The following is a 217-nucleotide window of genomic DNA, read 5'->3' on the forward strand; positions in this document are numbered from 1 at the left end:
CCTGGACCTTGGGATCGTTGTTGTCGAGCTGGTACGTCCAGTTGCCGTCGGCGTCGATCGAGAACGAGCCATGCTCGCCCTTGGCGTCGGTCTGGGCGTTGAAGGTGGCCTCGCCGGCATCCTTGTCGGTGACGTCCAGCTTGCCGCCGGTGGTCAGGTTGCCGTCTTCCTTGACGGAGCCGGCATCGTCGCCCGGCTGGTTCGGGGTGATGACGGC

1 protein-coding gene is annotated in these 217 nt (G+C 65.9%); it reads right to left on the reverse strand.

Annotated elements, in window-relative coordinates:
• A partial coding sequence (locus AC6LKG_RS26665; RefSeq protein ID WP_498170028.1) for a VCBS domain-containing protein occupies positions 1 to 217 on the reverse strand: 217 nt, incomplete at both ends.

Source organism: Achromobacter sp. 46006, from assembly GCF_059761975.1.